The sequence below is a fragment of the Sinobaca qinghaiensis genome, assembly GCF_003610495.1.
GTDB classification, from domain to species: domain Bacteria; phylum Bacillota; class Bacilli; order Bacillales; family Marinococcaceae; genus Sinobaca; species Sinobaca qinghaiensis.
Window position 1 is genome coordinate 12570 of record NZ_RAPK01000009.1, and the last position, 20014, is coordinate 32583.

At 45.4% G+C, this 20014-nt stretch carries 17 protein-coding genes; 6 read left to right on the forward strand and 11 right to left on the reverse strand.

The annotated features are described in order from the left end of the window. Nucleotides 1-6: 6 nt before the first annotated feature. A complete protein-coding gene (locus ATL39_RS09795; protein ID WP_120193182.1) occupies nt 7-1224 on the reverse strand; it encodes a cystathionine gamma-synthase family protein in 1218 nt (405 codons plus the stop codon). Between the two features lie 198 nt (nt 1225-1422). Between ATL39_RS09795 and ATL39_RS09800 the strand changes: the two genes are divergently transcribed. After that, nucleotides 1423-3132: a PucR family transcriptional regulator gene (locus ATL39_RS09800; RefSeq protein WP_170146893.1), complete on the forward strand. Its 1710-nt coding sequence runs from the start codon at nt 1423-1425 to the stop codon at nt 3130-3132. On the opposite strand, the gene kapB is transcribed toward ATL39_RS09800, so the two are convergent. The 6 genes from kapB to ATL39_RS09830 form a co-directional block, all read right to left on the reverse strand. Continuing rightward, on the reverse strand, nt 3129-3497 hold the full coding sequence (gene kapB / locus ATL39_RS09805) for a sporulation phosphorelay system protein KapB (protein WP_120193184.1): 369 nt from the start codon (nt 3495-3497) through the stop codon (nt 3129-3131). The genes ATL39_RS09800 and kapB overlap by 4 nt on opposite strands. Before the next feature lie 30 nt (nt 3498-3527). Continuing rightward, the gene (locus ATL39_RS09810) at nt 3528-3752 is read right to left on the reverse strand and encodes a hypothetical protein (protein ID WP_120193185.1); all 225 of its coding nucleotides are present in this window, start codon (nt 3750-3752) and stop codon (nt 3528-3530) included. 128 nt (nt 3753-3880) lie between these two features. Further along, nucleotides 3881-5365: a glutamate synthase subunit beta gene (locus ATL39_RS09815; protein WP_120193186.1), complete on the reverse strand. Its 1485-nt coding sequence runs from the start codon at nt 5363-5365 to the stop codon at nt 3881-3883. Nucleotides 5366-5449: 84 nt separating this feature from the next. Continuing rightward, nucleotides 5450-10042: a glutamate synthase large subunit gene (gltB, locus tag ATL39_RS09820; protein WP_120193187.1), complete on the reverse strand. Its 4593-nt coding sequence runs from the start codon at nt 10040-10042 to the stop codon at nt 5450-5452. 200 nt (nt 10043-10242) lie between these two features. After that, nucleotides 10243-11016, reverse strand: a complete 774-nt coding sequence (locus tag ATL39_RS09825) for an NRDE family protein (RefSeq protein WP_120193188.1) — start codon at nt 11014-11016, stop codon at nt 10243-10245. A 15-nt stretch (nt 11017-11031) separates the two neighbouring features. Beyond that, nucleotides 11032-11442, reverse strand: coding sequence for a DUF2203 domain-containing protein (locus tag ATL39_RS09830; protein WP_120193189.1), 411 nt, complete (start codon nt 11440-11442; stop codon nt 11032-11034). Between the two features lie 197 nt (nt 11443-11639). Between ATL39_RS09830 and ATL39_RS09835 the strand changes: the two genes are divergently transcribed. The 4 genes from ATL39_RS09835 (at nt 11640) to ATL39_RS09850 (ending at nt 15710) form a co-directional block, all read left to right on the forward strand. Next, complete coding sequence (locus ATL39_RS09835) at nt 11640-12677, forward strand: toxic anion resistance protein (RefSeq protein ID WP_120193190.1); 1038 nt, start codon at nt 11640-11642, stop codon at nt 12675-12677. Nucleotides 12678-12700: 23 nt separating this feature from the next. After that, a complete protein-coding gene (locus tag ATL39_RS09840) occupies nt 12701-13615 on the forward strand; it encodes a hypothetical protein (RefSeq protein ID WP_120193191.1) in 915 nt (304 codons plus the stop codon). Nucleotides 13616-13672: 57 nt separating this feature from the next. Next, complete coding sequence (locus ATL39_RS09845; RefSeq protein ID WP_120193192.1) at nt 13673-14629, forward strand: MBL fold metallo-hydrolase; 957 nt, start codon at nt 13673-13675, stop codon at nt 14627-14629. 88 nt (nt 14630-14717) lie between these two features. After that, the gene (locus tag ATL39_RS09850) at nt 14718-15710 is read left to right on the forward strand and encodes a DUF2777 family protein (protein WP_170146894.1); all 993 of its coding nucleotides are present in this window, start codon (nt 14718-14720) and stop codon (nt 15708-15710) included. 27 nt (nt 15711-15737) lie between these two features. Here ATL39_RS09850 and ATL39_RS09855 read toward each other — a convergent pair whose 3' ends face one another. From ATL39_RS09855 to ATL39_RS09870, 4 genes are read right to left on the reverse strand one after another with little or no spacing between them, the layout of a single operon-like run. Continuing rightward, the gene (locus ATL39_RS09855; protein WP_120193194.1) at nt 15738-17216 is read right to left on the reverse strand and encodes a PH domain-containing protein; all 1479 of its coding nucleotides are present in this window, start codon (nt 17214-17216) and stop codon (nt 15738-15740) included. Next, nucleotides 17200-17715, reverse strand: coding sequence for a PH domain-containing protein (locus ATL39_RS09860; protein WP_120193195.1), 516 nt, complete (start codon nt 17713-17715; stop codon nt 17200-17202). The genes ATL39_RS09855 and ATL39_RS09860 overlap by 17 nt, the downstream gene beginning before the upstream one ends. Then, a complete protein-coding gene (locus ATL39_RS09865) occupies nt 17712-17924 on the reverse strand; it encodes a hypothetical protein (RefSeq protein ID WP_120193196.1) in 213 nt (70 codons plus the stop codon). The genes ATL39_RS09860 and ATL39_RS09865 overlap by 4 nt, the downstream gene beginning before the upstream one ends. Before the next feature lie 23 nt (nt 17925-17947). Next, nucleotides 17948-19081, reverse strand: a complete 1134-nt coding sequence (locus tag ATL39_RS09870) for a conserved virulence factor C family protein (RefSeq protein WP_120193197.1) — start codon at nt 19079-19081, stop codon at nt 17948-17950. A 201-nt stretch (nt 19082-19282) separates the two neighbouring features. Between ATL39_RS09870 and ATL39_RS09875 the strand changes: the two genes are divergently transcribed. Then, entirely contained in the window at nt 19283-20011 is a 729-nt protein-coding gene (locus ATL39_RS09875) for a metallophosphoesterase family protein (RefSeq protein ID WP_120193198.1), read from the forward strand. Nucleotides 20012-20014 lie beyond the last annotated feature (3 nt).

The window sequence follows — 20014 nt, forward strand, 5'->3', positions numbered from 1 at the left end:
TTTCTATTAGTAGCTTTTTGCTGCAACCGGCTCCGGAAGATAAGCAAGAGCCTGTGTTAAATCTCTGATCAGGTCATCTGTGTCCTCAATACCTGCTGAGTAACGTACAAGACTTTCCGGAATACCAAGCGCCGCTCTTTCTTCCGGCGTGTTTTCCACGTGGCTTGTCGTTCTAGCCGGTCCTACCGTTGTTTCTACTGAACCCAGGTTTGCTGCTCTATTTGCAAGTTCCAATTTAGGAAGAAACAGCTTAACAGCTTCCAGTCCGCCTTTCATGGAAAAGCTGAACATGCCTCCAAAATCTTTCATCTGCCTTTTAGCAATATCATGTCCCGGGTGATCTTCCAATCCAGGATAAAATACCTGATCAATCTGCTCATGGTTTTTAAGAAACGTTGCAATTTTCATAGCAGACTCGCACTGCTGTCTTACCCGGAGGTGAAGAGTTTTCATCCCGCGGATCATCAGATAGGCGGCCATCGGATCCATCGTCGCTCCATTGATTTCACGATAATGATAAACCTGCTCTACAAGCTCTTTGCTTCCACAGATTACGCCTCCAAGTGCATCGGCGTGTCCCCCGAGAAACTTCGTAGCGCTGTGAAGAACAAGATCTACTCCGTACTCTAAAGGATTTTGGTTAATCGGTGTAGCAAACGTATTATCTACAAACACAAGGGCTCCGGCATCATGGCCGATTTTTACCATTTTTTCGATGTCCGTAATTTTCACTGTTGGATTAGTCGGTGTTTCTAAATAAAGAATTTCACAGCCTTTGTTTACTTCTTCTTCAATCTGGGCCTCGTTGCCCGTTTCGCAGAGCATTACGTCTATATTCATCTGCGGCAGGAATTCGCTGAAAATTTTGTTCGTCCCGCCGTACGTGTCTTTAACAGAAACAACGCGGTCACCCGGGCGCAGAAACGTAGCAAGCGAGTTGCTGATAGCAGCCATCCCTGTAGAAAAGCTGGTAGCCGCCTCTGCTCCTTCAAGCTCCTGAACCTTTTTTTCAAAGGATTCTACTGTCGGGTTAGTATTACGTCCGTAAATGTGGCCTTTCGTTTTACCGATTGCTACGTCATACCAGTGATCCAGGTCGTCATACGTGTACGCCACGCTGTGTACAACCGGAACCTGTGAAGCTCCAAAAGCACGGTATTCTTTTTCTCCTGCCCATACTGATTTTGTGGAGGCTTTTACGTTGTTATCTTTAAATTCTGTCATTTTAAACCACTCCTTATTTCGTATACAATTTCTTGTCTACCTCTATTGTATAGAAACATTCCATTAATTCCATTCATCAAATTGTATGAAAGTTTTGAATAAGCACTGGACAAGTTGGATAATAGATTATCTCACATAAACATATGCTACAATAATAACAATAGAATGTACTGTAGAAAAAGACCGGGGGTGACGCCTATGTTTACCGTAAAAGATGTAATGGCTCTTCCTGTAATGGATCAATCTCTCCTGCTGACAGCTTATGAAGCAAGTAAACAAAATCAGGTGGAATGGGTATCTATTATTGAAGCCCCTGTGGAGGATTTTGTCCGGAAAAATGAAGTTGTGCTGACGACCGGCATTGGCTACAAAGACCAAATAAGTCAACTGCTTACATTTGTAAAGGAAGTAAAAGAAGCCGGTGCCGCTGCGCTGATTGTCTCTATCGGACATTACATACCACAGCTGCCCGAACCTGTCATATCCTACTGCAGCGAACAGAAATTCCCTCTCGTTCAGCTGCCTTGGGATGTTCGTTTCAGTGAAGTAACCCAGCAGATCTCTTCTGCTCTTAACCAGGAAGAACGCGATGCCGTTAAACGGTCTGACAGCATCCGCAAAGAACTGCTTGAAATTGTGCTGCGCGGGGAAGGCCTCGGAGAAATCACGTCTTATCTCCAGAAGCAGTTGGACATGCCGGTAATTGTTACCGACCGCCGGGGGCGTTTTAAACACCAGACACGAAATGCAGAAAGACTTAAATCTCTTTGGAATGATTACCTTCTTAACCAGGGAGACCCTCTTTCTTATTCATATGAAGATGGGGTGGAAACAAGGTCGCTTCCAAGCAACATGCACTGGATCAGTACACCCCAATCCAGTATTCTGCAGCTGACGGTGCAGACCGCACGGGAAATTCAGGGATTTATTTTAATTCAATGGCCGAGTAAAGGAATAAAAGCAGAAAAAGAACTTCTTGACCACCTTATTCTTTTAGAACATGCAGCAACAACATCTGCGCTTTGTTTTCTTCATGACCAGACAGCATTGGAAACCGAGCTTCGCTTAAAGGATGACTTTGTCTGGAGTCTGGCAAAAGGTACTTTTGAATCCCTGGACGATACGCTATCCCGGGCAAAGTCTCTTCATTATGATCTGGATACAGATTATTTATGTCTGATTGCCAAGCCGGAAAACAGCCAGCCTTACCCGCACGACAATCACGCTTCCCACTCTTATTCCAACTGGCTGCGCACCATTGGGGATATTCTCGAAGAAGAAACGTATCACGCCGGACGAACGATGAATATAAAAACGATGAGCACGTTTCAAAAAGAAGAGTTGATCATTTTTGTGGAACTATTTACCGAGAAAAGCATTGAAACGGCTTACCCTTTTATTGACCTGCTGCAGTACCGGCTTGAACAAAAAAACCCCCAGGCCATAGTATCCTGGGGGGTGGCAAAAACATATGGGCGCTACTGCTTTAATGTCAGCTTCCAGGAAGCAAAGGCTGCGCTTGATATTGGACATGCCCATAAAGAGAAAGGGTTTATCAGTACATTCGCTGATACCCGTTTTGACCGGGCCTTGTTTGCCATGACGGAAAATGAGGAACTCGAAGAGATTACCGAAATTACGATTGCCCCTTTACGTAAATATTCCAAAGAAAGAGGAATCGACCTCGTTCACACCTTTGTCGTCTACAACCAGCACAAAGGAAATGTCAGCCAGACAGCCCGGGCGTTGAACCTTCACCGCCAGTCTCTTTTGTACCGGTTAAAAAAAATTGAAAACCTTACCGGCTGCAGTCTGGATGACTCTGATGAACTATTTCTAATTGATCTATCCGTAAGGCTCCACATGCTCCGATCCGGTACACCCTACGGCTATTCCTCATTTCACTAAAACTTATAATCTTCGGCTGCTTTCTGCAGTGTTTCCAGAGACTTCTTATCAAAAGAGGTCTCTTTGTTTTCCAATTCCTGAAAGTAGGTATTATATGCCTGCTTTAACGTTTCATTATAGCTCCGGCCGCTCAGTTCCGCCTCTTTAACCATTGCGGTGGGAATCCAGACTTTTTCAAATTCTGCCAGTGCCTTACGCTCATGAAACATCGCTACGTCCACTTGATTTGGATTATGCAGATCCCCCTGTTTCGGGTGCTTAAGCACTTCCCGTACTTTAATTAATGATTTATCGTTCTTTTCTTCTATTTTCTCTCCGATGTATACACCTGTTTTATATGGCACTCGGACAACTGCTGTTTCCATAATAGTTATTCCTCCAATGTATTATATGTTTCAGCCCCCGGGGGTGATCAGCACAAACCAATGCCAGAGCCTCTCAGACCATGGGGTTAACGTGTCGTCGGCTATTGGGCGCAGACTGCTTAATCCAAATAGGTCATCTGCGACTATAATGGCAAACGAAAGCATAACGGTAATAATGGTTGCCGTAAGAATTAATACAATCACCGCAGCATAAACGGCCAGTATTCTAAGTAGGATTTTCCATGCTTTTTTCATCTTTTCCCTCTTTTATTGATGTGTTTCATCCATCTTAACAAAGTCCAGCCGAAAAATCACTTTTAATATGGTTTGTGAAATTATAAAAAGGTATAAAAGAAAACCCCCGGGCTGACCGGGGATTTCTTTTATACCAAATTAGTAGCACCCATCAAATATCTATCGCATTCTCTTGCTGCTTCACGGCCTTCGTTAATAGCCCAGACGACAAGGCTCTGGCCCCGTCTGCTGTCGCCGGCTGCGAACACGCCTTCACGGCTTGTTGCATATTTACCGTATTCCGCTTTAATATTGCTGCGGCTGTCGGTTTCTACTTTCATGTCTTTTAAGATCTCCTGCTCGGGACCGGTAAAGCCCACGGCAAGAAGTATAAGTTCAGCTTTCCAGACACGTTCAGTGTTGGGAATTTCTGTACGGATTTTTTCTCCGTCTTTCCATTCCGTTTTTACGTCAATGGTATGAAGCTCTTTCACATTTCCATTTTCATCGCCGACAAATTTCTTTGTCATAACTTTATACGCACGCGGATCGTCTCCAAATACAGCTTCTGCTTCTTTATGTGCATCTTCTTTACTATGCACAATTGGATAAAGAGGCCACGGATTATCTTCTTTTCTTTCCTCATCTTTTTGCACATTAATGTCAAATTGGGTAAGAGAAGCACAGCCGTGACGCAGCGATGTAGTTATACAGTCCGCTCCAGTGTCACCGCCTCCGATTACGATTACATTCTTATTTTCTGCATTAATGTAATTTTCGTCTGAATACTCGGAATCAAGCAGTGATTTCGTGTTCTGGCGGAGAAAATCCATAGCATAATGAATTCCTTTCAGGTCATTCCCTTCAGCCGGTACATCACGGTGTACTTGAGCGCCTGTGCACAAAATCACGGAATCATAGTCATTGTTTAATTGATCCGAAGAAATATCTTTACCAATTTCTACGCTTGTCCGGAATTCAATGCCTTCTTCCCGCATAATATTTAACCTGCGGTTGACGACATGAAAAGGAAGCTTCACATCAGGGATACCATATGTGAGCAAACCACCGATCCGATCGTCTTTTTCAAAGACAGTCACTGAGTGACCGGCTTTATTAAGCTGGGCTGCAGCAGAAAGTCCTGCCGGACCCGATCCAATAACGGCTACTTTTTTTCCGGTTCTTTTCTCGGGAAGCTGTGGTTTTATCCAGCCTTCTTTAAAACCTTTTTCTACAATTTGAAACTCTATAGATTTAATGGAAACAGGATCATCGCTGATTGCCACCGTACAGGAACCTTCGCACGGGGCCGGACAGACTCTTCCGGTGAATTCGGGAAAATTGTTTGTTTTATGAAGTCTAATCAGGGCTTCTTTCCATTTTCCGCGGTAGACCAGGTCGTTCCACTCCGGAATAAGATTGTATACCGGGCAGCCTATATCACCGGAACCGGGCATAGACGTACCTGTCTGGCAAAAAGGAACTGCACAGTCCATACAACGGGCTGCCTGCTTTTCCACTTTTTCTTCAGGCATGATAATCGTAAACTCCTGCCAGTTTTTCACTCTGGCAAGCGGATCTCTCTTTGATGGAGTCTCTCTCTTATACTCCATAAATCCAGTAGGTTTCCCCATTTCCTTCACTCCAGACATTCTTTTCTATTAAACCTATGTGTTAAGACAAGGGAAGAAAAACCATCTTCCCCTTCAGCTGTCTTATTAGTTTTTTCCTGCTTCCGCCTTGCTGAGTTTGCTTTCATCAAAAGCCTGCATGATTGCTTCCTGTTCATCAAGACCACTGTTTTTAGCTTTTGCGATAAAGGACAGCATCTGTTTGAAATCATGAGGAATCACTTTGACAAATGCATTTACTTTATTGTCCCAGTCCTGAAGAATGCTATCAGCAAGGGCACTGTCTGTATACTTAAGGTGATTTTCCACCAGCTGCTTTAATTCGTTTTTATCTTCATCGCTTTCGACCTTCTCGAGGTGAACCATTTCTGTATTGCAGTGCGTTTCAAAATGGCCGTCCGTATCAAGGGCGTACGCCACTCCTCCGGACATACCCGCTGCAAAGTTTCTGCCGCACGTGCCGAGGTTTACGACCACTCCTCCGGTCATGTACTCACAGCCGTGGTCTCCCACACCTTCAACGACTACTTTTATACCGCTGTTTCTAACAGCAAATCGTTCGCCCGCCATACCGCGGACATATGCTTCTCCTGAAGTAGCTCCGTAAAAGGTCGTATTTCCAATAATAATGTTTTCTTCAGCAGCAAACGTTGCCTCATCAGGTGGTACTACCGTTATCTTTCCACCGGACAAACCTTTGCCGATATAGTCATTGGCATCCCCAATTAGATTCAGCGTCATTCCTTTTGGCACAAAAGCACCAAAGCTCTGACCTGCGGAGCCTTTAAAGGTAAAGCGGATCGTGTCATCCGGCAGGCCTGCGCTTCCGTACCGCTTCGTCAATTCACTGCCGACAATCGTTCCGGCCACCCGGTCCGTATTCTGAATAGCAAACTCTCCAAATACCGGCTCACCGCTTTCAAGAGCGGGTTCTGCCGCTTTCATGAGCGTTGTGCGGTCAAGCGATACATCAAGGGAATGATCCTGCTTAATGGTTCCAAAATGCTTGGACTGATCCAGCTTTCTTGGACGGTACAGCAGATTGGTTAAATCAACCGTTTTTGCCTTCCAGTTGTCTACTTCCTGTTTTTGTTCCAGAAGATCCGTGCGCCCTACCATTTCATCGATGGTTTTAAAACCAAGCTCTGCCATGATTTCACGCATTTCTTCCGCTACAAATTCCATAAAGTTCACTACATCATCCGGAGTACCCATAAACTTCTTGCGAAGCTCCGGGTTCTGCGTAGCTACACCGACCGGACATGTATCAAGGTGACAGACTCTCATAATAATACATCCAAGTACGACAAGCGGAGCGGTTGAAAATGCATACTCTTCTGCACCGAGAAGAGTCGCGATCGCTACATCTCTTCCTGTCATAAGCTTTCCATCAGTTTCTACGGTTATGCGGTCGCGGAGGTTATTAAGAACAAGCGTCTGATGTGTTTCAGCCAGTCCGATTTCCCATGGAAGCCCGGTGTGCTTGAGGCTCGTTCTCGCTGCCGCACCCGTTCCTCCATCATAGCCGCTGATTACGAGGTGGTCGGCGCGTCCCTTTGCAACACCTGCAGCAATCGTTCCGACTCCCGTTCCCGACACAAGCTTTACGCTCACACGCGCTTCAGGATTGGCATTTTTTAAATCATGTATCAGCTCCGCCAGATCTTCAATCGAATATATATCATGGTGCGGAGGTGGAGAAATCAGACCTACTCCGGCCGTCGTTCCACGTACCTCTGCGACCCATGGATACACTTTATTACCAGGAAGCTGACCGCCTTCACCAGGTTTAGCGCCCTGGGCAATCTTGATCTGGATTTCATCAGCATTAACAAGATAATGACTCGTAACACCAAATCTTCCGGAGGCAACCTGCTTGATCGCGCTTCGTTTTAAGTCTCCATTTTCTTCCGCCGTAAAGCGCTTCGGGTTTTCCCCGCCTTCACCTGTGTTGGATTTCCCTCCAATTCGGTTCATTGCAATAGCAAGCGCTTCATGGGCTTCTTCAGATATTGATCCAAAAGACATGGCGCCTGTTTTAAATCGTTTTACGATATTGGATACCGGCTCTACCTCATCAATAGAAATGGGATCAAGACCGTTCTTTTTGAAAGCAAGCAGCCCGCGCAGGGTCGTTTGTTCTTTTTCCTGCTTATCAATAGCATCTGAATACTTTTTGAATAATTTATAGTCTTTTCGCTTCGTAGCATGCTGCAGCATATGAATCGTATGCGGATTGTACTGGTGCGGCTCGCCGTTTCTTCTCCACTGCAGATCATCCCCGGGATCAAGCGTTTTATCCTGCCCTGCAAGGTCTGTGTAGGCACGGCGGTGGCGCATCATTACTTCTTCACCAATCATATCAAGCGTGACGCCGCCGATTCGGGAAGGCGTCCAGGTGAAGTAGTCATCTATTACCTGTGTATCAATACCAACAGCTTCAAATATCTGGGCGCCGCGGTAGCTTTGGATGGTGGATATGCCCATTTTGGACAATACTTTCATTACACCTTTTGTTACTGCTTTAATATATGTCTGCACCGACTCTACGTAAGATGTATCTTCCATCAGACCATCTCTAACCATAGCGTCAAGTGAATCAAAAACTAAATAAGGATTAATTGCTTCTGCTCCGTAACCAAGAAGCACGGCAAAATGATGGACTTCTCTCGGTTCTGCTGATTCCACCACAAGGCTGACCTGTGTGCGCAGGCCGTTTCGGATCAAATGATGATGCAGGCTGGACAAGGCAAGCAGAGCCGGAATCGGCGCATAATTTTTGTTAACATCCCTGTCACTCAATATAAGCACGGTAGCTCCCTGCTCAACCGCACGGTCTGCGGCATGGAACAATCTGTCTAAAGCCGGTTTCAGGCCTCTGGCTCCTTTTTTGCTTTTAAAGACCATAGAAAGCGTGACCGATTTTAAGCCTTCTCTCTTATTAGAGCGCAGCTTCGCCAAATCTTCGTTATTAATGAAAGGCGTCTTCAAATAAAGATGTCTTGCACTTTCCGGTTCTGGATGAAGCAGATTTCCCTGGCGTCCAATCGAAGTGCCTACTGCCGTTACCAGTTCTTCACGTATCGCATCAATAGGCGGGTTCGTCACCTGGGCGAACAGCTGTTTGAAATAATTGTATAAAAGCTGCGGACGTTTAGAAAGTACCGCCAGCGGGGAATCGTAACCCATAGAACCTACAGGATCTGCACCCTCCAGCGCCATCGGCTTGATCATTTTTTCCATTTCTTCATACGTATAGCCGAAAGCCAGCTGTTTTGTTTCAAGCTGTTCAAAGTCTGTATTGTAGACCTCACGGCTTTCCAGTACATCTTCCAGGTCGACCATGTGTTCTTCGACCCACTGCTTATAAGGCTTTTCTGAAGCGATTTCGTGCTTGATCTCCTCATCCGGAATGATTCTGCCTTCCTGCATATCAACAAGAAGCATCTGGCCTGGATGAAGCCTTTCTTTATACAGTACATCCTCAGGCTCGATATCGAGCACACCAACTTCGGAAGACATTAAAATGTGGTCATCTTTTGTTACATAATACCGGGCAGGACGGAGTCCATTCCGGTCCAGACAGGCCCCAACCTGCCTGCCGTCGGTATATGCTATGGCAGTTGGGCCGTCCCACGGCTCCATCAGCGTGCTGTGAAACTGGTAAAACGCTTTTTTCTCTTCGCTGATTGAAGCATCATTCTGCCAAGGCTCCGGAATCATCATCATTGCTGCATGAGGCATTCTGCGGCCGGCAAGCGTTAAAAATTCAAACGCATTGTCAAACATCGCCGAGTCGCTTCCGCTTTGATCAATAACAGGTATTTTATTAATATCCTTTTCAAATACTTCTGAACGGAAAATGGCTTCTCTCGCGTGCATCCAGTTTACGTTTCCTTTAATCGTGTTAATTTCGCCGTTATGAATTAAATAACGGTTCGGGTGGGCTCTTTCCCAGCTCGGAAATGTATTCGTTGAAAAACGCGAGTGTACAAGAGCTACCGCTGTATCAAACGCCGGATTGGAAATATCCAGATAAAATTCTTTTACCTGCGCTGTTGTAAGCATCCCTTTATATACAATGGTCTGGGAGGAAAAGCTCGCGAAATAGAAAGCGTCGTTTTCCTGAAGTCCATTATGAGCTTCGTCTTCGCTGCGTTTGCGTATAATATACAGCGCCCGTTCAAAGGCTTTTCTGCTTTTAATGTGGTCAGGCCGTTTAACAAATACCTGACGGATCGCCGGCATTGCTTTTAAAGCAGCTTTTCCGAGGGTGCTGTCATCAAATGGAACGTCTCTCCATCCCAGAAGCTCTGCACCCTCCTGGCTGATTATATCTTCCACCTGCTGCTCACACTGACGGCGTCTCGAGGAATCATTGGATAAAAAGGCCATGCCTACTCCGTAAAAACCTTCTTCCGGAAGAGTAAACCCTAATTCCGCCTCTTCTTTAAAGAAACGGTGCGGCACCTGCAGCAGGACACCTGCTCCGTCCCCTGTATTCGGCTCATCCCCCTGGCCGCCTCTATGTTCAAGATTTCTTAAGATCTGCATCGCTTTTTCTATTATATCGTGCGACCTTTTTCCTTTAATATTTGCAAGAAAACCAATACCACAGTTATCATGCTCAAATTGAGAGTCGTAAAGACCCTCCCTCCGTGAATATACAGGCTTTGTCATTGCCCTCTCCACCCCTCTGCTACTATATATAATTCAATTACTTCATATTTAATATACAAAAGCATATCATTTTTCTGACATTTCGGCAAATTATTTCACATCGATAAAAAGTATTGAAAACGCTTTCTTTCAGCGTTTAACAGAATCTTTCATTTATTCAATGAGTGTATAGTGATAAAGGTAGTTACATAATTATACAGTCAGTTTTGATGGATATTTTCTGACGTAAACGAAATCGTCCGATCTTCTGCCCCATTTGCATCGTTGTTTACAAGACGTTCGGTTATTTCCACTCCGCCCTTATTATCCATTAACAAAATAGTTTGAGATCTTGTGCCGTATTCTTTCATTTTTATAAAAACCGAAGAAAGATTCTGTTCAAGTTCTTTCCCGACTCCTGTATCCGGAAGGTCTGACTGTTTGTATTTCCGTTCGCTTGATAGACAGGTAAACAACTCTTCTTTACTGATCTCACTGCGGGCAGCAGCCTCACCTACTCCTGATTTCAGCTCTTCCACTTTAGGCCACGGAGTGTTAAGCGCTGCATTGCTTAGCCCGTAAAGGCCCTGCTCAAGACGCTCTGGTTTCCGGCTGCTTTGATTGGAGTGATAATAAACCCCCTCAAGACTGCCTGCCAGCAGGTTATAACCGGAGTAGCGGCTGCTGCTCTGATGAAGCTTTTCTAAATATGTTTCTAAATCATCCGCCTCCAGCGCTTCTTTCACGATGAAACCTCTGGACAGATCGCCTGGTTTTTCAAACGGGTTTCTTACATTCGTAACAAGAGCAAACCGACCGGCTTTTGTCACTCCCATCCAGGTGCCGCCGAGCTTTACATCTTTTCCTGCGATAATCGGCGAGTTCTCCCAGATATGAAGAGGCTCTGTCGGTCTTTCAAAAAATTCATCGCGGTTGGCAGCAATAATTAATGGATAGTCCGACCTCATATTATAGCTCATTGTTAATAAACACATGTGCTTCTCCCCTGCTCAGTCATCTATATAATTTACTTTTTTTCTTTTCCGGTACGTTTCAAAAACCCCGTGATAGTGTGCTATCTCGGTCTCTCCCTGCTTCCAGCATAAAAGAACCGGAGCGCCGTCCATTCTGGCCGGAAAATCAACCAGGCCCTGATCGATGCTTTTTACAAAAATACTCTGTTTTTCCAGCTGTTTTATAAGCATTCGGGACTGAAACTCCAGAAAATCAATTCCTGCTTCCAGTACAAACAGTTCTTCTTCTTTTGCTGCAGCGCTGATGAAACTTTCCTGCTTGAAACGCAGGCGTGAGGCAAGAAGCTCACGATACTCCAGCTGCAGCTCCTGGAGACCAGCCATCTCCTCAGTCAGGCCTTCCAGGGTTTTATTTGCCTCTTCAAGGGTAAAATAATAGGAAAACACGTTAAACGCTCCTTTTTTTTAACAAACCGCTTTCTCTCTGTTTCTCAATGGTATTCCAAATGAAACGAGTGATGAGGTTAATCGTATCTAATAATGAGTAAAATAGGAAGTCATTTGCACACAGTTTCCGGCAAAATGATATAATATTTTCAATATAGACCAGTATGCTTTCGACCGAATCCAAAGGAGGATACAGAATGGATACAAATGAACACCTCAATGAAACGAAAGAAAAAAATACAACGAAAGAAGCGGAACAGTTTATACAGCGGTTCCGCGAATCGAAAGATACAGATGCCCTGCTGACTTCTCTCGGCGGCCTGGGCCAGTCCGAACAGAAAAATGCCGGGGATTCGCTTGACTCTTTAAAAAGGCCTGTAAAAGAAATGATGAACCAGGAAGGAAACGACCTTCCGGACAGGCTGTATGAACTTAAAAGTATGGTCAGCGAACTGGAACCTGAATACCTTAAGGAAACAAAACTGCAGAAAACCTGGAACAAACTGCTCCGGCGGAATCCGGTAGAACAATATTCCAAAAAATACGAAACCGTGGAAGCACAGGTGGAAAATATTGTGGAAGCCCTCCTTATCGGCCGGGATAAGCTGCAGGAAGATAACCTGATGCTCGATCAGCTTAAAATAACAGCCCGGGAGCGGATTGAAGATCTGGAAAAACAAATTGAGACCGGACGGCAGCTTAATGACATGCTTGAACAGGAAATGACGACAGAAGAATGGAAAGACAATCCGGCTGAACTTCAAAAAGGCCAGGTTAAGGTTATCTCCCGCGTGAAAAACATGAGCCAGGCTGTGATGGTTCTTCAACAATCGCTGGCAAGTGTCGATCTTATTAAAGAAAACAATGAAAAACTTGAAGAAGCCGTATTTAATGCTATCACGATGACCAAAAATATTATTACGGTAACCGCTTCGATACAACTGGCGCTTGGCAACCAGCGAAACGTCATAAACGCTGTAAACAGCGTCAATGAGGCGACGGAAAATATGATACTGACTAACGCACAGATGCTGAAAACCAATACGGAAGATACACTTCGTACGCTTGAAGAACCTGCAGTAGCAATGGAAACCTTCAAAAAAGCATACGCAGATGTACAAACAGCTATTGAGTTGACCGAACAATCCAACGAGCGCATTGTCCATTCCGGAAAACAATTTATTTCCGAACTGGATGAATTAAATAAACAGATGAAAACAAAGCTGCTCGATTAAGTGAAAGCAAAGAGGTGGTAGACATGGCGAAGAATTGGATGGCCCATCCGTGGGTGGACCGTTTTATTCCAGACCACCGTCGGCAGGTAGAAGACCAGATATTTTCTGATGCGCACGGTCTGGTAATGATTCAGGATATAGAAGCTGCACTGGACCGGCTGATCGAGTTTGGAAAACAGGTAAAAACAACCCAGACCTTTAAAAAATCCGGAAAGACATTTTACTTCAGACTCCGTGTTAATCAGAAACGGATGCGGCTGCTGAGCTATGAAACGTATAAATCGGAAGCTGCCATTAAAAAGCGCGTCACGATTGAATATGTCCGAAAAGCATATAACCCCGGCTCCAAACAGAATCGTTTTAAAGAGGCCTATATTCAATACCGGAAAAACGGGGAAACGTATTTACGAAGCATCCGAAAGTCCCGTTTTTTTCAAGGCGTATTTTATAAGCTCGAGCAGCTCGATGACCAGCTGCTCGGCCGCCTGCCTGCACTGGAGCCGGCAGCTTCTTCAACGCTGACTACAGAAGACAAACATTTTGTCGACTCCTCCGAGGAGCCGTTTCAATTTATTTATAAAACGGAAAGCCATATAAAGCTGGCACGCTCCGGTTTATCACGCGCATCGGAACGCTGCCTTATGGAAATTGTTCAGGAGGCCAGGGAGATTACGCAGCATTATGACCTTCTCGACCTCGAGGAGAGATATACTGTCAAACGCATGCTTCAAAAAGACATTCCCTCCCTGCTCGAAGCCTACCGCCTCCTTTCGCCTGACAATCAGCTCATACGCCAGGAAGAGCTCACGTCTACTTTACGGCAGATGCGCTCCACTCTCGAAGGCCTGCACCGAAAAGTAGATGCATTAAAGGCAGAGCGCGTTGATTATTTGTTCAAGCTTCATGAAAAAAGATACCCGCCCAAAGACCAGCGGTAGCCTGCCGCCGCTTTTTGGTTTTATTTTTTGTAAGCCTTTACATAAAGGAGTGGTGTTATGAACCAGTCAGAGAAAATAATGAAATTAGACGATGAGTTGTGGATATCCGATGGAATGGATTTATCGGTACCTGGACGTACCGGCACTTACATTTTAACCGGCGGAACACTCGCAGTAATTGAAACAGGCCCCAGTCCTTCTATTCCCCGCTTAAAAGAAAACCTGCAGAAAATCGGCTTTTCGATTAAAGACATCCGGTATATAATTGTGACACATATTCATCTTGACCATGCGGGGGGAGCAGGCCTGCTTATTCAGGAATGCCCGGATGCCGAACTGATCGTACATCCTAAAGGAGCCCGCCATTTAGCAGACCCTTCCAAGCTTATTAAAGGAGCCAAAGCGGTATATGGCGACGATTTTGATGAGCTGTTTAATCCAGTGCTCCCTGTACCGGAAGCACGCATTTTGTCTGCAGCAGATGGAGAGACGCTCTCTCTTGCGGCCGGTAGAACGCTGACGTTCTACCATACACCGGGACATGCTGATCACCATATTAGTATTCATGACAGCTTGACTAATGGGGTCTTTACAGGGGATACAGCAGGTATCCAATATGTAGACGCGCTACAGTACGACAGGCAGATTTTTCTTCCGTCTACTTCGCCGAACCAGTTCAGACCGGAGCAGATGCTTGCCTCCCTCGATCACCTAACTGCTATGAAGCCTGCTGCTATTTATTTTGGCCATTTCGGTAAAACGGAGGATCTAGAAGAAGTCAGCAGTCAGATTCGTTATTGGCTTCCTGTTTTTGTGCAGACAGCAGAAGAATCGGCCGGTAAAGAAAATGAGCTGGAACACCTCCGGGCAGAATTGTATAAAGACATTCTTGGTTTTTACAAACTTCCCCCTCTGCCTGACGGGGATCCATTCAAATACCTTTTGCAGCTGGATTTGTATGTCTGCGCAATGGGTCTTCTTGATTACGTTAAAAAGAAGCAGCAGAATAACTAATTCTTGCGAAAAGGAACAGGAATTGCTTATAATGAATACATTTCCACGAACGATAAATAGTTATATATATGCAATTGGAGGTTTTTTTGTGAATCGAGCAGATGCAAAGCAACAGCAGGGCCGGACCGTTTTGATCGACCTTGGAAATGAAGGAACATTTTTTGCTACATTACATTCGATAATTACACCGCCTCAACAGGTGTGGAATGGCGAAGTAACAGTGACCGGCATATTTACGCTGCCTGTCTTCTCCAAAATTGATACTCTGCTGGACAAGCCTGGTAAAACAATGCATGTCAGTGGACAGAAAATTCTGCCCGTGTCTCCGGACCGGCAGCAGGTTTCATTTTCGGTTACATTATCGGAAGCGATTGAAGATAAAAAAGCTCAGATTACAGAGCGCAGCAGGCAGAACTCCCTGGAAATGAAGCAGTATAATGATATTCTCCGTCAGCTGTCACCGAAGGATACAGCATTGCACCCTCCTTTGGATGATGTGCACTACATTTATTACAAAATCGAAAAATCCAAAGACGTTATTTATTTAACCGAGCCTAAAATGGGAGATGTGCTGGAACTGGCTAACTGTCCATTTCAACTGGAAGCAGCCGATCCCAGGCAGGGCTGGGTAAACGTTACGCATGTTAAAGGGTTCCGCTTTGCCGATGAGTCCGGTGATATTCTTACTCTGCGTAACCACGACTGGGTCCGCATTCATCCCGAACAGTTTGAGCCTTATACGATTTTATTAAATGAACTGGATAAAACGTCCCGTCAGGGATTAAAGCAGGCTCTTATGCACTTCTCTTTGACAGACAGCGATCTGCTTGAGTGCCATAACCGCCTTTTATATGAGCTGCTGCAGAGCAGCCCGGAAACTACGCTGAAAGGCGTTAACTTTCTTTCCTATCAGCGGAACGGGTTGACGGTAATGATTCAGCATCATTATGTGCGGCACATTCATAACAAAGAAACCGACTATGTATATGATCGATTTGAATGTACCGCGGATAATGGAGAGCGCAAAATATATGTGTATACCAATAACGCCTACACAAAAAATGAAAAAACAGATCAATAATTCATTCAAAAAAAGAGGTGCCGGCAGCTAGTCTGCGGGCACCTCTTTTTGTTCTGCGGGTTCTGAAAACCACTGGAGAAGATCTTTTCCTTTTTCAGTATCCAGATCGCGGAGGCTGAACTCCCTTCCGCCGCTTGACGACAAAATGTCGACCGTAATAGAACATAACTGATTTCTTTCCTGTAAATAATGATACTGCTTTGTGTAGGACTGTATTGCCGTTTTCGGAAGAACAGCATGCTGCTTGCTGATAAGCCGGTTCTGCAGAACAAGCTTATTGTGATCTTCAGCCAATCCGGCGGAGCGGTACTGTGTCCAGCCGAGCCAGGTCAGCAGCAGCGGCAGAACAAATAACATGCTTCCATACGGCACCCAGATAGCTGCAGCCACTGCCAGCAGCCATCCCATCCAGGAGGCCCGGAATATATAGCGCCTTGCTGCACGCTTTGGCACGCGCGCGAGACCCGGCTCCATCTGCAGATCCGGACGGATGTGATGTATGATTTCTTCTGCCATAGTTTTTGAACCAAGCGGCAGCAGGACGGTGGAAAACGATTCTTTTTCTGAGCCGCCACCCGCACTGTCGATGTAAATTCTCCAAAAACCGAGCATCTGCTGAAGCGGATTGCACGTGTAGCGGACGCTTGTAATCCGTTCAGGCCGAAGCGTAAGCTGCTTTTTTTCCAACAGGCCCCGCTTGATAATCATTTCTTTATTAATCAGCTTGATCTCAAACTGCCCGTACTGAAGCATCGTAACCACTGTAGAGCCGACCCATGCGATAATCGCAATTAAAAAGAAAAACAATACGAGAAACCAAAGGCTTAAATCCAGAATATATCCTACAGTGCTTTCATAAAAAGATTCCGGGATGAATTGATCAAACTGCGAAAATATAGCGGCTGCAGCGGAAAAGAACAGGCCCACCTTTCCCGAAGTGATCCCTGCGTAAAAAATATAGCGGGCCGGTATTTTTTTTTGATACGTAACTTCCTCCCGCGTCTTTTCAACTGCAGTATCCTCATCTACTGCATCGGTTTCTTCCAGGGATACAGATTCAGCTGCTCCGTAAAGAAGAGACTCACGGATTTCTTCTGCATCATCTTTTGACAGCGCAATGATGCTTACTTCCGGAACCATGCCGCCTCCGGCTGTTTCTATTTTAATTTTTACGAGGCCGAACGTTCTTTGGATAATGCCGGCCGAAATATCGACAGACTGCACTTTTTTCCGCTGTATGTACCGTCTTTTTTTTACAAATATACCTTGTTTAATACGAAGCTCCTGCTCTTCCAGCCGGAACCGGAAAAACAGCCAGGAAAACAAACTATGCAGAAATAAAACAAGCAGCAGAGCAGGAAATATCCACTCCTGGCCGAATAAAGTGCCTGTTCCGCCTGCAAAAAAGGTTAAAAGCAGCGGGAAAATAAAGTCTTTTATACGAGATACGAAGAGAACTACTACCGCCGCGCCGTGCATCCGTTTCCAGCTATTCGTCATCCGCATCAGCTTCTTTCCTGCTGTATAAACTATCTTCCGCTTCTGCAAGTCTCGAAATGTGGTCTCTCAGATCCTGCCCCACTTCCTCGGCTAGTGCTGGAATTTCATGAATACCGGCAGCGGTGGAAATGGTAAGGGCCGAAAGTCCATATTTTTTATAGAGAGGCCCCTGAGCTGTATCTACATGCTGGATACGGGACATTGGAATAAGCGTATGCTTCGTAATTACTACGCCGCGCCTCAGCTCCACTTCTTTTTCATACACTTCATACCGCCAGCGTTTCCATGTCATGGCGGGAAAAAACCAGGCTTTCCAAATGGCAAAGACAGCGATTACAGGAAGAACAATGCTTACAATCCATACCGGCCAGTCCTGCCGGATGGTAAAAATAAGCAGAGCAGCCGGAAGCGCTAAATAAACCAGCGCTTCGATTGCTCCTTTAATTCTCCATACTGATAATGCTTTTTTAGATATTTTCTGGGAAGGGAGAGGACGGGAAGTCATTCGTCATCCTCTTCAACATAAATGATCGTAACGCCTTCGTTTTCCAAAACGGCCAGCGTTTCCCTGTTTAGTTCTTCATCAGCAAGCAGACCGAGCGAACGAACCAGCTCCAGTTCATCCAGGTGGCCTTTTTCAGCATCCTCTACCAGCTCCAGTGCTTCGCTGAGCTGCTTTTCTTTCAGCTTGTGTTTCACTTCGTCTTTAGTCATTAAAATAACCTCCCGCCCGTGTATTATTTACCTTCTGACATCCGTTCTGTCATCTGTTTCCAAACAGATCCCTTTGCTTCTTCTCCGCCTTCAATACGCTCGAGTGCCATCTGCGCCTGAAGGGCCACTTCAAACTCCTGATCTTCTGCAGTTTTCCGAAGTGCAGGCACAGCGGAATGATCTCCTACTTCATAAAGAAACATAGCTGCGCGCCAGCGTACCAGTTTATTTTTGTCTTCGAGCGCTTCGATCATTGCCGGAATGCCGCCCGTGTCGCCTAAATCGGAAAAGCAGTCTCCAGCCGTACGTCTTACGGTTACCGACTTGTCGTTTAATCCCATTGTCAGATACGGCAGAATAACTGGATCTTCAATCATTCCCAGATACATGACAGCAAGTCTTCTGATAGATGATTTCTCATCACTGAGCGCTTTTTCCAGAACTGGAATATCTTCCTCTTTTGGATCCATCTGCTCAAGCAGCGCATACCGCTCTTTCCAATCCGGAACATCCAGCATATCGAGCGTTACTTTTTTGAAACGCTGCGCGTACTGCTCACTATTTTCATCCTCGGATAACGCCATTTTCACGAGACGATCCAGCCGTTCCTGATTGTAGACAGCAGAAATTTCTTCCGCTACTTCTGCGCCGATAGCATCAAGGTCATTTCCATAACGGATGCCGTGCTCTTCCCATTTTCTTTGCAGCACAATGTTGTCGTCTTCTTTTTGAGCTTTAAAAGCAGCTTCCTGAAACCGTTCAGGGAGACCCTGACGCTTTTCCTCTTCGCCTGCCATAATTTTCAGCTGCATCGGAATTCCTTTAAACATCTGCTTTTGAATCATTACTTCACCAAATGCCTCGGTTCCTTCTTCTCCTCCATCGGCGGAAACTTCCATTTTTTCTCCGAATAAATTCCTAACCTGAGGAAGCAGCTCTTTCCAGTCAGCTTTCGGGTGCCGTTCAATGGCCATGAAATCGGCTACATGGTATACGCCTTTGATTCCTTCCACGGTAAAAATTTTCTGGATTGCCTCCGGGGCTTCATCTTTATTTTTTAACGTGAAGTTGTGGCTTTTGCCGGCCTCCAACGACTCATCGAGGGTCAACTTCATCGTATTAGGACTTGGTGTTGGTTCTATCGAAGTAATTCTCATTTTATCATCCTGCCTTTCCTGTCTTATCGGGTTTTATTTCTTTTAAATTGTAACATACCCTCGTTTCGCTCAGCCAATTTACACGATTCGCTTTCAAAGGAATATCCAGGTCTGCATGTATGAAAAAGCCGGGATAGGGTATACTAGTAAGGAAATCAGCTGTAAAGCTGTTAGAGGCAGAAGTTCAAGGAGGTCATTATTATGAAGATAGCAGTTTTATCAGATGTTCACGGAAATGCAAGAGCACTAAAATCGGTACTCCGGGTACTCGCAGAACAAAAAATTGACAAGATGTATATTATCGGGGATTTAAGCTTTAGAGGGCCTGAACCTAAGAACGCCCTTGAAACCATACGATCTACTCCTGCCAAAGTATTAAAAGGCAACGCGGACGAATGGATTACCAGAGGAATCAAAAAAGGAGAAGTGCCGGACAAAGCGCTCGGCCTGATGAACCAGGAAAGAGATTGGGCGCTTGAACGCCTCACGGAAGAAGATCTGGCTTACCTGGAAAAGCTTCCTACCTATTTTCTCGACGAGTTGGAAGACGGCATTGTCATGCACGCTTTCCATGCAGTTCCATCGAGTCTCTTCGAGGTAGTGCCCGCAGATGCGGATGACGAAGAAATGCTGGAGAAGCTTGCTTCGGCTGAAGAGGCCGACATATACATTTACGGCCATATTCACACACCTTTTGTCCGTAAAATAGGTGCTAAAACCATTATCAATACAGGCAGCATCGGCCTGCCGTTTGACGAGGACCCCCGCCCTTCATTTGCACTTATCCGCATAGAAAACGGCCAGGTAGACGCTACTATCGAACGGGTTGAATACGACAAAACCTGGGTGATGGAACAGTATGACGCCGGAGATTATCCGAACAAAGATCAGATGAAAAATATTATAAAAACGGGAAAGAAGCCTAAATAACTT

Bases quoted from the DNA above. Each gene is read 5' to 3' on its own strand.
- ATL39_RS09815 (WP_120193186.1), bottom strand. From the start codon at position 5,365: ATGGGGAAACCTACTGGATTTATGGAGTATAAGAGAGAGACTCCATCA.
- ATL39_RS09860 (WP_120193195.1), bottom strand. From the start codon at position 17,715: ATGACTTCCCGTCCTCTCCCTTCCCAGAAAATATCTAAAAAAGCATTA.
- ATL39_RS09870 (WP_120193197.1), bottom strand. From the start codon at position 19,081: ATGAGAATTACTTCGATAGAACCAACACCAAGTCCTAATACGATGAAG.
- ATL39_RS09855 (WP_120193194.1), bottom strand. From the start codon at position 17,216: ATGCGGATGACGAATAGCTGGAAACGGATGCACGGCGCGGCGGTAGTA.
- ATL39_RS09875 (WP_120193198.1), top strand. From the start codon at position 19,283: ATGAAGATAGCAGTTTTATCAGATGTTCACGGAAATGCAAGAGCACTA.
- ATL39_RS09865 (WP_120193196.1), bottom strand. From the start codon at position 17,924: ATGACTAAAGACGAAGTGAAACACAAGCTGAAAGAAAAGCAGCTCAGC.
- ATL39_RS09810 (WP_120193185.1), bottom strand. From the start codon at position 3,752: ATGAAAAAAGCATGGAAAATCCTACTTAGAATACTGGCCGTTTATGCT.
- kapB (WP_120193184.1), bottom strand. From the start codon at position 3,497: ATGGAAACAGCAGTTGTCCGAGTGCCATATAAAACAGGTGTATACATC.
- gltB (WP_120193187.1), bottom strand. From the start codon at position 10,042: ATGACAAAGCCTGTATATTCACGGAGGGAGGGTCTTTACGACTCTCAA.
- ATL39_RS09800 (WP_170146893.1), top strand. From the start codon at position 1,423: ATGTTTACCGTAAAAGATGTAATGGCTCTTCCTGTAATGGATCAATCT.
- ATL39_RS09835 (WP_120193190.1), top strand. From the start codon at position 11,640: ATGGATACAAATGAACACCTCAATGAAACGAAAGAAAAAAATACAACG.
- ATL39_RS09825 (WP_120193188.1), bottom strand. From the start codon at position 11,016: ATGTGTTTATTAACAATGAGCTATAATATGAGGTCGGACTATCCATTA.
- ATL39_RS09845 (WP_120193192.1), top strand. From the start codon at position 13,673: ATGAACCAGTCAGAGAAAATAATGAAATTAGACGATGAGTTGTGGATA.
- ATL39_RS09795 (WP_120193182.1), bottom strand. From the start codon at position 1,224: ATGACAGAATTTAAAGATAACAACGTAAAAGCCTCCACAAAATCAGTA.
- ATL39_RS09840 (WP_120193191.1), top strand. From the start codon at position 12,701: ATGGCGAAGAATTGGATGGCCCATCCGTGGGTGGACCGTTTTATTCCA.